The 12,095-nt window shown below is 58.1% G+C and carries 18 protein-coding genes and 1 pseudogene; 9 read left to right on the top strand and 10 right to left on the bottom strand.

Going from position 1 to position 12,095, the window contains the following annotated elements; genetic code table 11:
* Window positions 1-216, bottom strand: coding sequence for a hypothetical protein (locus ACFDTG_RS03135; protein ID WP_067673781.1), 216 nt, complete (start codon window positions 214-216; stop codon window positions 1-3).
* Window positions 217-474: 258 nt separating this feature from the next.
* Between ACFDTG_RS03135 and ACFDTG_RS03140 the strand changes: the two genes are divergently transcribed.
* The 3 genes from ACFDTG_RS03140 to ACFDTG_RS03150 all read left to right on the top strand — a co-directional run bounded on the left by ACFDTG_RS03140 (window position 475) and on the right by ACFDTG_RS03150 (window position 2,790).
* On the top strand, window positions 475-741 hold the full coding sequence (locus ACFDTG_RS03140) for a WGR domain-containing protein (RefSeq protein WP_156492841.1): 267 nt from the start codon (window positions 475-477) through the stop codon (window positions 739-741).
* Window positions 742-1,078: 337 nt separating this feature from the next.
* Window positions 1,079-1,864 (top strand): type IV toxin-antitoxin system AbiEi family antitoxin, encoded by a 786-nt coding sequence (locus ACFDTG_RS03145; protein WP_082834651.1) that lies wholly within the window; start codon window positions 1,079-1,081, stop codon window positions 1,862-1,864.
* A gap of 8 nt (window positions 1,865-1,872) precedes the next feature.
* Window positions 1,873-2,790 (top strand): nucleotidyl transferase AbiEii/AbiGii toxin family protein, encoded by a 918-nt coding sequence (locus tag ACFDTG_RS03150; RefSeq protein WP_067673804.1) that lies wholly within the window; start codon window positions 1,873-1,875, stop codon window positions 2,788-2,790.
* A gap of 395 nt (window positions 2,791-3,185) precedes the next feature.
* Here ACFDTG_RS03150 and ACFDTG_RS03155 read toward each other — a convergent pair whose 3' ends face one another.
* Window positions 3,186-3,806: a hypothetical protein gene (locus tag ACFDTG_RS03155; RefSeq protein WP_375289629.1), complete on the bottom strand. Its 621-nt coding sequence runs from the start codon at window positions 3,804-3,806 to the stop codon at window positions 3,186-3,188.
* A 26-nt stretch (window positions 3,807-3,832) separates the two neighbouring features.
* On the opposite strand from ACFDTG_RS03155, the gene ACFDTG_RS03160 reads away from it, so the two are divergent.
* Together ACFDTG_RS03160 and ACFDTG_RS03165 are read left to right on the top strand one after the other, a co-directional pair.
* The gene (locus ACFDTG_RS03160; protein WP_063612635.1) at window positions 3,833-4,219 is read left to right on the top strand and encodes a type II toxin-antitoxin system RelE/ParE family toxin; all 387 of its coding nucleotides are present in this window, start codon (window positions 3,833-3,835) and stop codon (window positions 4,217-4,219) included.
* Window positions 4,216-4,563 (top strand): helix-turn-helix domain-containing protein, encoded by a 348-nt coding sequence (locus ACFDTG_RS03165; RefSeq protein WP_375289630.1) that lies wholly within the window; start codon window positions 4,216-4,218, stop codon window positions 4,561-4,563. The genes ACFDTG_RS03160 and ACFDTG_RS03165 overlap by 4 nt, the downstream gene beginning before the upstream one ends.
* 92 nt (window positions 4,564-4,655) lie before the next feature.
* Here ACFDTG_RS03165 and ACFDTG_RS03170 read toward each other — a convergent pair.
* Both ACFDTG_RS03170 and ACFDTG_RS03175 read right to left on the bottom strand, forming a co-directional pair.
* Window positions 4,656-4,838: pseudogene (locus ACFDTG_RS03170) on the bottom strand (DUF3768 domain-containing protein); the annotation flags it as partial.
* Window positions 4,839-4,850: 12 nt separating this feature from the next.
* Window positions 4,851-5,039 (bottom strand): hypothetical protein, encoded by a 189-nt coding sequence (locus tag ACFDTG_RS03175; RefSeq protein ID WP_082834649.1) that lies wholly within the window; start codon window positions 5,037-5,039, stop codon window positions 4,851-4,853.
* Window positions 5,040-5,688: 649 nt separating this feature from the next.
* On the opposite strand from ACFDTG_RS03175, the gene ACFDTG_RS03180 reads away from it, so the two are divergent.
* The 3 genes from ACFDTG_RS03180 to ACFDTG_RS03190 all read left to right on the top strand — a co-directional run bounded on the left by ACFDTG_RS03180 (window position 5,689) and on the right by ACFDTG_RS03190 (window position 7,555).
* Entirely contained in the window at window positions 5,689-6,627 is a 939-nt protein-coding gene (locus ACFDTG_RS03180) for a DMT family transporter (RefSeq protein WP_160729011.1), read from the top strand.
* Window positions 6,628-6,928: 301 nt separating this feature from the next.
* Window positions 6,929-7,294, top strand: coding sequence for a PRC-barrel domain-containing protein (locus tag ACFDTG_RS03185; RefSeq protein ID WP_375289631.1), 366 nt, complete (start codon window positions 6,929-6,931; stop codon window positions 7,292-7,294).
* Window positions 7,295-7,363: 69 nt separating this feature from the next.
* A complete protein-coding gene (locus ACFDTG_RS03190; protein ID WP_063612639.1) occupies window positions 7,364-7,555 on the top strand; it encodes a DUF3008 family protein in 192 nt (63 codons plus the stop codon).
* A 117-nt stretch (window positions 7,556-7,672) separates the two neighbouring features.
* On the opposite strand, the gene ACFDTG_RS03195 is transcribed toward ACFDTG_RS03190, so the two are convergent.
* From ACFDTG_RS03195 to ACFDTG_RS03215, 5 genes are all read right to left on the bottom strand, one after another.
* The gene (locus ACFDTG_RS03195) at window positions 7,673-8,098 is read right to left on the bottom strand and encodes a hypothetical protein (protein ID WP_375289632.1); all 426 of its coding nucleotides are present in this window, start codon (window positions 8,096-8,098) and stop codon (window positions 7,673-7,675) included.
* A gap of 78 nt (window positions 8,099-8,176) precedes the next feature.
* Window positions 8,177-8,890, bottom strand: coding sequence for an RES family NAD+ phosphorylase (locus tag ACFDTG_RS03200; RefSeq protein ID WP_375289633.1), 714 nt, complete (start codon window positions 8,888-8,890; stop codon window positions 8,177-8,179).
* Window positions 8,887-9,303, bottom strand: a complete 417-nt coding sequence (locus ACFDTG_RS03205) for an MbcA/ParS/Xre antitoxin family protein (protein ID WP_063612731.1) — start codon at window positions 9,301-9,303, stop codon at window positions 8,887-8,889. Before ACFDTG_RS03205 ends, ACFDTG_RS03200 begins: the two co-directional genes overlap by 4 nt.
* Window positions 9,304-9,576: 273 nt before the next feature.
* Window positions 9,577-9,804, bottom strand: a complete 228-nt coding sequence (locus ACFDTG_RS03210) for a GDCCVxC domain-containing (seleno)protein (protein WP_082834648.1) — start codon at window positions 9,802-9,804, stop codon at window positions 9,577-9,579.
* Window positions 9,804-10,199 (bottom strand): hypothetical protein, encoded by a 396-nt coding sequence (locus ACFDTG_RS03215; RefSeq protein WP_063612642.1) that lies wholly within the window; start codon window positions 10,197-10,199, stop codon window positions 9,804-9,806. The genes ACFDTG_RS03210 and ACFDTG_RS03215 overlap by 1 nt, the downstream gene beginning before the upstream one ends.
* A gap of 67 nt (window positions 10,200-10,266) precedes the next feature.
* Between ACFDTG_RS03215 and ACFDTG_RS03220 the strand changes: the two genes are divergently transcribed.
* Window positions 10,267-10,671, top strand: a complete 405-nt coding sequence (locus ACFDTG_RS03220; protein ID WP_063612643.1) for a helix-turn-helix domain-containing protein — start codon at window positions 10,267-10,269, stop codon at window positions 10,669-10,671.
* 8 nt (window positions 10,672-10,679) lie between these two features.
* On the opposite strand, the gene ACFDTG_RS03225 is transcribed toward ACFDTG_RS03220, so the two are convergent.
* Complete coding sequence (locus tag ACFDTG_RS03225; protein ID WP_375289634.1) at window positions 10,680-12,020, bottom strand: dihydrolipoyl dehydrogenase family protein; 1,341 nt, start codon at window positions 12,018-12,020, stop codon at window positions 10,680-10,682.
* Window positions 12,021-12,095: the final 75 nt, after the last annotated feature.

Raw genomic sequence — 12,095 nt, forward strand, 5'->3', positions numbered from 1 at the left:
TCACCAACTCAAAACGGCGAGGAAGATGAACCCAATCGCTAACATCAATCCGAAAATAGCATGCGAGGATCCGCTCCCTTGCGATGCCTCGTGATCGTCCTCGAGAGCCTCATCTTCGATCCTATAGAGCCACTCTGGATTTACTCCGCCTGAAGGATCCCATTGCGTGGCTGCCTGGAGCACTCCAGATTCTCTAGGTTGATCGTCGAAGCTCATCGCGTTTCTCCCAGCCTTTATGTAACATTTTGGCAGGCCAAAAACAATGACTGGCCGAACGCTGCGTTCAAATCCGATTGGACAATCCGTTACGGAATCCTTGATGCTCGAGGTCCTTGCGGAAAATTCCAGGCCTGCGTGGCCCAAGCTTGGCAGCAGTGCACACGCGATACTTAATCGAAGATTTGAATCACAGGGCAGGGCGGTGATTCAGTTTCTGCGTTGGATTTGAGGGCTTCGGTGTGAGCAATGTTTTTCATGGCAAAGCACTTCGAATGCCGCGAGCACTGGCGGGCTGTCGATACTGCGCGCAACATCGCACGCGATTATCAGCTCACGGTCACGCTTGATCTGTTTGGCTGGACCGTCGTCGATCGTCACTGGGGTCGCATAGGTTGTAAAGGAAAGGGCGCGCGCGACAGCTTTCCGAATGCGGCGTCGGCGCGGCGTTTTGTCGATGCAGTTCGTAGCCGACGCGGAAGCGCCAAGCACCGGATCGGAGTGGAATATCGGTCCGTTGAATAAGCATAGGCGAGCGACTCACATCCCGTAGGCATGGTTTCATGCAGTTTGCGGAAAATAGGCTTTCCAATCTCCGCATGAACTGTCGCGAATGTATTGCGCAATGCGGAGATTAGGAGAACTGGTCTGCTTTTGAGCGGGATGCCGAAACGTTGTCAGCGCGGATATCTCGCAGACTAGACGTCCGAGATCTCGCGGCTGAGGCGTGAGTTCGACCGCAGGTTTGGGCCCTGAGTCCGAGCATAAGGTTTGTAGACTGCGCCAAACACCAAGCTTGGCTTGGCAAAAGCGGAAAGCTTCAAACTGGATTTTGGTTTGAAGATATGCCAAAACACTAATCATGGCTAAGCGTTCTGACAGCAAGCTAAACCGGCTTCAGCGGGAACTCCCTGAGGGACTCCTGGCCGATGCCGCGTGGATGGAGGCGCACGGTTATTCATCGGCGCTGCGCAGCCAGTATGTCCGCGCTGGCTGGCTCGAAAGTCCGGCGCGGCGGGTCTATCGTCGCTCGCGCGCGCCATTGACATGGCCGCAGGTGGTTATCTCGCTCCAGACCGTGCTGGACCTGCCGCTGACCGTCGGCGGGCGCACCGCACTCGAACAGCTAGGCTATGCCCATTACCTTTCGGCGGAGATGCGCGAGGTTCACCTCTACGGGCCGAAGCGACCGCCGACATGGCTGGACAGCTTGCCGCTCGACGTAGCCTTCCGCTGGCACAACAGTCTGCGTCTGTTTCCCGGCGATGCCGGCGCACAAGCGGAGCCGAGCCCCGTCATGGTCAGCGCCGCAGGTCTGAGCTTACCCATCCGCTATGCGAGCAAGGAACGTGCCGCGCTCGAATTGCTCGACGAGTTGCCCAGACATGAGAGTTTCCATCAGGTCGATGCCCTGATGGAAGGGCTGAGCGATCTCAGCCCGCGTCGCCTGCAAACCCTGCTGGAGACCTGCGCCAGCGTGAAGGTGAAACGGCTATTCCTGTTCTTCGCCGACCGCCACCGGCATGCCTGGCGATCCCGTCTCGATGTGACCCGTGTCGATCTTGGATCGGGGAAGCGCGTCCTGGTCAAAGGTGGCACGCTCGACCCCGGCTACCACATAACCGTGCCGTCCGATCTGGCGGGGTAGCGGGCATCATGGCCTTTCTCGACTCTTACCGGCAACAGGTCGCCCTTCTCATCCGCACCATTCCTTTCGTAGCGCAGGAAGAAGCCTTCGCCCTCAAAGGCGGTACCGCGATCAACCTGTTCGTGCGCGACATGCCGCGCCTGTCGGTGGACATCGACCTGACCTATCTGCCGGTCGAGGATCGCGCCAGGTCGCTTGCCGCGATCGACGCGGCCATGCTGCGAATAGCGAAACGGATCGAACGCAAAATACCGGATGCGAAGGTCCATGCTTCGCGCTCGGCCGACGAGAAAATCGTCACCAAGCTGCTCGTCCGCGCTGGAGGCGTGCAGATCAAGATCGAGGTAACGCCGGTACTGCGCGGCACCGTCTACGATCTTGCCTTGCGGAGCGTTGTGCCAACAGTCGAAGACGCCTTTGGCTTTGCCGAGATGCAGATCGTGTCCTTCGAAGATCTCTATGCGGGCAAGATCGTCGCGGCGCTTGACCGCCAGCACCCTCGCGACCTTTTCGACGTGCGCGATCTCCTGGCGCACGAAGGTATAAGCGACGAGCTGCGGCGCGCATTCCTTGTCTACGTCATCAGTCACCATCGCCCGATTGGCGAAGTTCTTGCCCCGACACGAAAACCGCTTATGGAGGAATTCGAGCGCGGTTTTGTCGGAATGACGCATGAGCCGATCGCGCGGGCCGATCTTGAAGAAGCGCGCGAGGCGATCATCGCTGCGATGGTTGCCGACATGCCCGATGCGCATCGGCGGTTTCTGGTCGGCTTCAAACGCGGAGAGCCGGACTGGCAACTTCTCGGCATACCGGAAGCTTGGCACCTGCCTGCCGTCCTGTGGAAGCAACGCAATCTGGACCGGCTCCCTGCCAAGAAGCGATGTGAACTGGCGGATGCACTCGAGAAGATGCTGTTTCAATAAAGCTAGTATCGAAACTTCGTTGTCCGGAATCAAACCCTGGTCTTATTGCGGATCGTTTCCCAGAAACCGTGCGGTTGCGCTCGAATATGCCTGCAGCTTCCTGCCGTATCGCAGCACCGTCGATGCAGAATCCCAGCGCATTGCATTCAAGATCGCGACACCGTCAGCGCCCAACGCGATCAGATCCTGGGTCAAGCCAACCCTCAACGAGTGGGATGATATCAACTTCAGATAGCCCACGTTGTCATCATTTTGTCGCATCGACGGCGAAAGCGCGGCCTCCGCCGCATGCTTTAGGTCCTTGCGGAAAATTCCAGGCCTGCGTGGCCCAAGCTTGGCAGCAGTGCACACGCGATACTTAATCGAAGATTTGAATCACAGGGCAGGGCGGTGATTCAGTTTCTGCGTTGGATTTGAGGGCTTCGGTGTGAGCAATGTTTTTCATGGCAAAGCACTTCGAATGCCGCGAGCACTGGCGGGCTGTCGATACTGCGCGCAACATCGCACGCGATTATCAGCTCACGGTCACGCTTGACCTGTTTGGCTGGACCGTCGTCGAACGTCACAGGAGTCGCGTAGGTTGTAAAGGAAAGGGCGCGCGCGACAGCTTTTCGAATGCGGCGTCGGCGCGGCGTTTTTTCGATGCAGTTCGTCTCCGACGCGGAAGCGCCAGGCACCGGATCGGAGTGGCATATCGGTCGGTTGAAAAGGCTTAAGCGACCGACTTTTCGCATCCGGTCGCTCTGGTTCGATGCGTTTGGCGGAGAATAGACTCCCCAATCTCCACACGAACTGCCGTGCATATATTGGGCGATGCGGAGATTGACGTCTATATTCACCGCAGGAATTGGCAGCGCCTTTGGCTGCCGTTCGGCATCGCCAAGGGCGTCTGCGGAGCCGGATGGAAGGCTTCGGTTTTGATCTCCGCACGGCACGAGGGCGGTCAGGGAAGGTGGGGAACGTCCTACCAGGATGAATCCGAAAACATGGTTAGACGAAAGCTTCGCTTCGATCACGCTGGCAAACATCCCGACATACCCGATTGACAAGTGTTGTCAGATATGACTACATAGGATCATGTCGCGCCCCAACGCTTCGACCGATTTCGTGGATCAAGGCAGCGCGCAAGGATTTCGGGGCGTTCCCGGCCCGTGCGATCGACAAGGCGCTCGATGCGCTGACGATCGTGGCCGATGGCGGGGCGCCGGACATCGCCAAGCCGCTCGCTGGTCTCGGCTCCGGTGTTTGGGAGCTGGCGATCAAGGAGCGCGGCGATGCCTACCGTGTCGTCTACGCCCTGCAACTGGATGACGATATCTGGGTGGTGCATGCCTTCCAGAAGAAGTCGACGAAGGGAATATCGACGCCGCAGCGCGAGATCGACCTCGTGCGCGAGCGGATCAGGCGATTGAAGGAGATGCTGGAATGACCGAACAGAAGGACGACATCGAACTGGTGCGCGGGTCAGGCAATGTCTTTGCCGATTTCGACGTGGCCGATGCGAGCCTGCGTCAGCTCCGCGCGATCCTCGCCGCCGAAGTGGTCAAGACGCTCGACAAGGAAAAACTGACCGTCCGCGATGCCGAAGCCCGCACCGGTATTGCGGCGGCCGATTTTTCGCGCATCCGCCAGGCCAAGCTCGACCGCTTCACCGTGGACCGGCTGATGCGCATCCTCGACCGGCTCGACCGCGATGTTCGCGTCAAGGTATCGGTTGCTGCACGGCCCGAGCACCTCGCGGCATGTCGGCGCGGCATTGCAACATCTCGCTAAGAGTGGCCGGGCGCACGCCCGGCATGGTGATCTGGTCGGGGTCGGGTCCGGCGATGCGGACCGGTGGATTGCGCCTGGTCATGCTCCACCCCTCAATATTCGCTGGCAACCATGATCGTCAGCACTCGACGGGCAGTCGCTAGGTTGGCCGGGTTCTCGCTGCCGAACCGCAAATCGCGGTCGTAGGAATCGATCTTCCAGAACACGGTTTCGGCAAGTTGTGCCGGTCGCATGATCGTCCAATTTCCATCGCCGCCCTGATAGATCGTTCCGAAATCACGCTCGCCTTACGGATCGTTGTCCGGCACGAAGGCGTCGAAGGTCTCGATCAACTCACGCACCCGAGACCGATCTGCCTCGGGCAAGGCCCGGAATCCCTCTGTCGCCACGGCAACACCGGCCAGCCCCATCGCCTGCCGCGCCCGGTCATTGAGCCGGACAATTTTCTCGGTGCGTGAAAGTGTGCCAGCGGTCATTACACCGCCCTCCCGCCACTTTCGCAGATGTCGATCAGTTCGCCGAAATCCTTCTGCTCACCCAGTTCCTCGACGAGTTCTGGGAGAAATGGGCAATGCGCTGGTGTCCCAAAGACCAAGAACATCAATGGCTGCTACCGGCGGCTCTACTTGCAGGAGGCTTTTCCGGGTCTCTGCATCGACGAGCTCAATGAAGAGCACGCCACCAGATGGTTTGCCGAGGTCAACCAGCAAATGGAACCCGGCACTGCTAACAGGGCCTTCGGTTTTCTAAGGCTGACGCTCTTGCGTCAGCGAACTTTACATGCACTCTGATATGCTAACAATAAGTATCGGATTTAACATAAGAAGTATTATCATTCTAGCGGATCAGCTCGGCCTGCCTTTCAGAACCCTTTCCGGGAAAGCTTGTACGCGGATCCGCTACCAAGTAGCGCGCGTGGCCCAAGGACTAATCTCGGTAGATCGCCGGATGCGCGGGTCACGTCCGTATCACTCCCAACCTCCCAATTCTTCTCGCTCGAATACGTGCTATCGGATTCTGGCGCAGCGTAAGAAATAGACGATATCCTTGAAGAACTGAGCTATCTGACACGAGACGCCGCCCGCGAAACGGAAACAAGACTATGTTTTCCAAGCGGAGTCCGGCATGCTAAATTTTTGCAGTATCATGGTATCCGATAGACGCTCGACCACTCCTGCGATTGTTGTGCAGCTTTTGCTGGGCATGGCACTCTTTGGCAGTGCGACGCCGCTCAGCAAGTTAATCGGGCAGCAGTTCTCGGTCTTCACGGCATCTTGCATGCGAATGCTGATCGCTTGCCTGGTCCTTACCCCATTCACGTGGCTGCTGACGAAAAGGTTTGGCAACGCGCAGCGGTCGGACTGGTGGGTAATTGTCGCGATCTCACTGTTCGGGATGGTCGGTTTTACCGCAGCCATGCTTTTCGGCATGCGCCTCACAACGGGGGTGATTGGCTCTACAATCATGAGCGCGACACCGGCAGTGACTGCCGGCGCGGCCGTGGTTTTCTTCGGTGCCGCAATGAACTGGCGGACGTCGGGAGCACTGGCCCTTGCGGTCGCGGGGATAGTAGCAATCAATCTGCTACGAACGGAAGGAGGCGGAGACACGGAAGCTCCGATCCTCGGCGCAGCTCTTGTCGCAATGGCCGTGTGTTTCGAGGCAGCCTACACCCTGCTTTCTCGGAAACTGTCCGACGGTATAAGCTCGCTGGAGGCCACGCTGGCAGCCTCATTGATTGCTGCGTTGGTTTTTGTTGTTCTGGCTATTGTTTTCGACCCCCGACCGTTCGATTTTTCCGACGTAGGTCAGACTGGGTGGTTTGCGGTAGCCTTCTGGGGCGCGGCTACAGCGGGGCTTGCTCCTGTTTTATGGTATAACGGTGCCCGCGAAGCGCCGGAAGCACTCACGGCAGGTGCTATGGCGGTCATGCCCCTTAGCGCGCTTGTGCTATCTTATTTGTTGCTCGGCGAGCCCTTTCGCTGGTCTCACCTCTTGGGCTTTGGGTTGGTTTTCTCAGGGCTTGTTCTGATGATAGTCGAGCATTCGAAGTCGGCAGATTAGGCTCCGGACCGGGATTCCCAGAGCCGCCATAATGTGATCCCGCAGCGCCCCCCAGCAAGTTGCGCGCAAACTTGACGCGGTTTCCTGCCGTGCTGCCAGCCTATTCTCGACGAGAAAACCGCCGGGCCGTTCGAGCGCCTTGCTCATATTAAATGGCGATCAGCCTACTGCTTCAGTGACTAACCTTTGTTATCAAAGAGGATTTTTGCGACGAGCGGAGAAACTATCATCGCGGTGCGAGCGTTACTCCGCTGTGACCAAGTCACTCTTGGTCAATTTCAGTCGGAAAGGAGTTATCACGATGTCGCATCAAAACGTAAGGAGCAGCGATCTGATTGGCAGCGACCGCGTCGAAGGAACGGCGGTCTATGGGTCCAATGGCGACAAGATCGGTACTGTCGAACGTGTCCTGATCGAAAAACGCGGTGGTCAGGCCCGCGATGTCGAGATTTCGGTGGGCAGCTTCCTTGGTATGGGCGGCGAGTTGCACAGCCTTCCCTGGGAAAAATTCGACTATAATACCGAACTAAATGGCTACCAGCTCGACGTGACCGAGGATCAGTTGAAGGGCGCGCCGACCTATAAGGAAAGCGAGCGCGACACCGCTTATGACCGCGATTACCAGACGCGCTCGTACGAATATTGGGCGGTCACACCTTACTGGTGACGGAAGCCACGCACTTCGCGCGCACGAAGTGGCGAGAAGCATATTGAGTGGAGACGAGGAGCAGATACCATGCCGACAAAATCGAAAGCCCAGCAAAAAGCCGCAGGAGCAGCTCTGTCTGCGAAGCGCGGCGATACCAAGGTGAGCGATCTGCAAGGCGCTTCGAAAGACATGTACGACTCGATGAGCGAGGACGAGCTTGAGGATTTCGCCAAGGGCGAGCGCCAAGGGAAACCCGAGCACGCCGACAAGGATGATTGATCGCCGGTATCGCCGTACTGAAGCTTTGTCGATCAGGCGACCGCTCGCCCACCCCGCTCGGTATGTGATACAATAAATTGGTTCCGCGCGTCCTGATCCAAGACTCTGTTCGAGAGACTAGAGAGGCTTTAAACAATGGCGGAGGCTCAGGCGGTCCGCTTTGATGAAGCATTGGATATGCCGGAAAGCATAATTCTGGACGTCATGCGATGCTGGCGCGATGCCAAGGATCATGGCGAAGCGGTTCAGCCCTACATATACCAGACGCTGGCGCGGCATCGGCTTGAAATTCTCGTCCCAGTTTTTGATAGCCTGATGACCCTTTGCGAAGCGGCTATGAAACGATCCTTTGTTGCCGGCGAAGATGGCGATCGAAGCGGCGACGAAACCGCTCTGATCGATATGCTCGTCGATCCCGAAGACGCGCGAATTTATATCGGCTGCACTCAAGAAGATCGCATTTTGTTGAATTGCGCTTTGCGTTCGACACGATTGATGATGGAACAGGCGGTCGCGGGGATATCGACAGGCCGCCCACAGCAATATTAGACCAGAGCTGTCGGCGTATGGTCAGCGCCGCGTCCCTTCCAAAATTTCCGCCGAAAATTTGCATCTCACATGTCACACGATCCGAAACACTTCCCCTGTCCTGGTATCGCGGTAGAGATCAACCCGCTCCCCATCCCAATGATAATCAAGATGGCGACCCTGGATCGCATTTGAGGCGAGGTCGGGATAGAACAGGCCAGCACACTCGCCACTTTCGCGGCGCACGCTGGAATAAGCCACGCCGTTGGACCCGGCTGCCCGTAACTGCCCTCCCAGCGTTTGGCTTGCCGAATAGTCATTCGGATCCGCGGCTTTACTAAATCGTCCCTCATCCGCGCGGAGATCATGCAACCGCGCATTGATGTCCATCACGACCTCGCGGAATTGCGAAGTCCAGCCTGGTGCTTCGTTCGTGCGCGCCATGAAGCGGCTATGATGATGAATGGTTTCGAGCAGCGCGACCTCGAAGCTGTTGCCCGCATAGAGCACGCCATAGCTGCCGTCACTGAATCGCGTCGGGCGGTCGGGGCTGACATGGGTGAACGGTGCCATAAGATACGTCGCCCCCGGTCCGCCGACACGCCGTTCTTGCGGTACGAGGTCGAGATTGCCGATATTTTCCATCAATCGCGGATTGGTCTTTTGCTCCGCCGAGATGAGCAGCGGCCAGTCGGCAGGATCGGCAATATCCTCGAACAGATCGATCGGCGGATGGATGCTGCGGATGATACGGACCACGTCTTGCCATTCAATGGTGGAAACCGGGACCGTGTCGGGATCGATCACCAGCCGCCACGCTCGGCGTCGAGATAGCGGCGCACCCGCATCAGATCGGTCAGTTCGCCGCCCAGCATGATATCGAGCGCGGAGCGACCCTGAAATGCGCTATTGGGTGCCTTGATCCAGTCATGGGCGCGCCGTGTCTCACGAAAGATATAGCGCAGCGCCTTGTGAATACCGATCAGGTTGGACAATCGCGCCTTGCCGTCGCGGTCGATCCGGCCGGGTTCACCGTCCGCTTTCCAGCGGCGGTAAGACCGCACGGGGACGTCAAGCAGTGTGGATGCCTGTTCGTCGGTCACATCCCATTTTCCGAACAGGTTTACCACCGCACGAAACATCGCAGCGGCCTCGTCATCGGTAATCGGGACGGGCCGAAAATCGCGAATTGCGGTGTCTACAGGCTGAAATGCAGTCATCATGATACTCCTATATGGCATCGTATGGGTCATATAGGGCCATTTGGCAACCTTCGTTTGTAATATCGGGGTTCTTGTCGCTTGCATTTCTCCTCGTTGAAATCGCTAGCGGTATCCTTACCCGAAGCTGGCTTGGCGGTGGTGAACCATGTGAGCGGTTCGCAAGCAGGCGTTGCGCGCGCCTACCAGCGCCCCAACTGGAAACAGGAAATAGGGCAAAGCCCTCGACGACTGGAACAGACATCTCGTTCGCACCGTTGGTGATGCGGTCCTCTACTGCGACGCGCCACAAGTGGAACCGCCGCCATTTTCGCGCGCCTCCTGAATGGGCGGACATGGCACATCTCCATAAGAGCAAAAGACGCAGCAGTCTCCGGCCAGCGGCTTCAGCCTTTTCTGGCAATGCGGGCACTCGTAAAAGAACCAGCATGCGTTGCTCGGCATGGTTTCGGTCGTGGCCGCTTCGCATTGGGGGCAAGTGATCGTGGAGACAGTCTGCATCAGGCTCCTCCGAGTGCACGCATCAGCGGTTGTTCAATAAAACCCCATAGCGCGGACAGAACGACCATCGCGGTGGCAATCAGCAATATCAGCCGGGTAGCGCTGCTGTGGGCAGGCTGCGCACAGCCATCAGCACTGCAAAAACGCACTTTGCGCAAGTGAAGAAACCACCCAAGGGCCACGACTAGGAAGGCTGCGATTGTGAGCGACAAGTGGTAGGGAACAAACCATGCGAGCCCTCCAGCGCCAAGGCCGACCGCGACAAGGGCCAAGGGCAGAACGCAGCAAGCAGCCGCGGAGAGAAGCGCAGCTGCACTTGCCAGTACTCCGACGCCAGCCACCCCGCGATCGCTCACGTTTTTCGGCTCGTCGTATTGGATAGTCTGCTCGGTCATCTTTGCTTCCGCTCGATTCGATCCCTATGTACTTCCTGTAGTAGATATAGGTGCAAGGAGATTCGACATGGGCGGCCTGTCGATAGGTGAGCTGGCGCGCAAGACCGGCGTCAATATCGAGACGATCCGGTATTTCGAGAAGATCGGAATGCTCGGTGCGCCGGAGCGCACAGCAGGCGGTCACAGGGTGTTCGACGATGGTCACCTTCGCACACTCAAATTCATCAAGCGGGCGCGCGAACTAGGCTTTGCGCCAAAGGAGGTTCGGACACTTCTGGACCTGGGCGGTCCTGCCAAAGCATGCTGCGACGAAGTGCGCAAGATTGCAGTTCATCACCTCGAAGAAGTGCGGGGCAAAATCGACGATCTCGTCCGATTGGAACGGCACCTAGCCGCCACCGTCGAGCAGTGTTCGGGCGGGCATGTGCCCGACTGCGCCGTCATAGACATGCTGGAAACCGCCCGGCCCTAGACCCACCCCTAGACCATGTATCCGATGTCAGACGCGCCGGTTGGATAGGCGAACATCGTAGTCTTCAGATCGTCAGCGGTTAGCCCATGGCGGATCGCCAGTCCGAAAATATTGATGGTCTGATCTGCGCCGGGTCCGACGAGGTGGGCGCCCAGTATCTTTCCTGTCTCCTCATCTATCAGTGTCTTGTAGCCGTAGACCGGTTCGGCGACCCGCCTGGCGGTGAACCATTGAGAGGTCCGCTCGCACTTTGTTCGAAATTTCAGCCCCGCCTCTTTCGCGTCGGCCTCGGTGAGGCCAACCCGGGCGATAGGCGGAAGCGTGAAGGCCACGCTCGGTACACCTTTGTAGTCGGGCTTGCGGTGATTGCCTTCGACGAGATTGGTCGCGACAACTTTTGCATCATGGCTGGAAACGGGCGTGAGTGGCGGCCCGTTCGAGGCAGCATCTCCGGCAGCGTAGACGGCCGGATTGCTCACGCTCTGCAGAAATTCGTTCAGCTTCAGCTTTCCGTTTTCGACTGCGACACCGCCCTTTTCGAGATCGAGCCGCTCAATCGCCGGGGCCCGTCCTGCCGCATGAACGACAAGATCGGCCGCAACCTCGATCGGCCCCTCCTTGCCACTCGCATGGACCGTATACTCTCCGTCCCGTTCTCGAATGGCATCGACGGTCGTATCGGTAATCACGCGGACACCGATCCGATTGATCGCATCCATGAGCCAGCTCACCAGTTCTGGTTCGAACTGCGTCAACATGCGCGGTCCCCGCTGGAGGATCGTTACCTCGGCTCCCGCGCGGGCGGCGATATGCGCAAACTCGGCGGCGATATATCCGCCGCCGACCATCACGATCCGCTTCGGCAGCGAGGGCAATTCGAGAAAGCCCTCATTGTCGATCAGGTGCTTTTCGCCCGGGATGACTAGAGGTATAGGTCTGGCTCCTGACGCAATCAGGATTTTGCGGTATTCGATTTCCTGGTCGCCTACGGAGAGCCGATCAGGCCCCGTGAATTTTGCCGTTCCATGCAAGGTCACGATGCCGGCCTCTTCATACCGACGCTCATGCTTTTCAGGCACGGGGTCGGTGAAGCTGCGCTTGAAGCGGATAAGGTCGGACCAATCGATGCGTAAAGTCCCCTCTACCCCGTGACCTGTCATTCGTTGTTTTGCTTCGATCGCTTCTGCGCCGGCCACCAGCATCTTTTTGGGATCGCAGCCGCGTAGCGCGCAGGTGCCGCCAAACGGTTTCTCGTCGACGACCGCGACTTTCCAGCCAGCTTTCGCAACGCGCATAGCGCAAACCATGGCTGCAGTCCCCGTGCCGATCACTACCAAATCGTATTCCATGTTCACTCTCCTGCCCGCTCAACGAAGCTGGAGCGGCTACAGGTTCCAATGCCACCATCGAAAGATCGGTGAAAG

This window comes from Qipengyuania sp., assembly GCF_042095715.1.
Lineage (GTDB): Bacteria > Pseudomonadota > Alphaproteobacteria > Sphingomonadales > Sphingomonadaceae > Qipengyuania.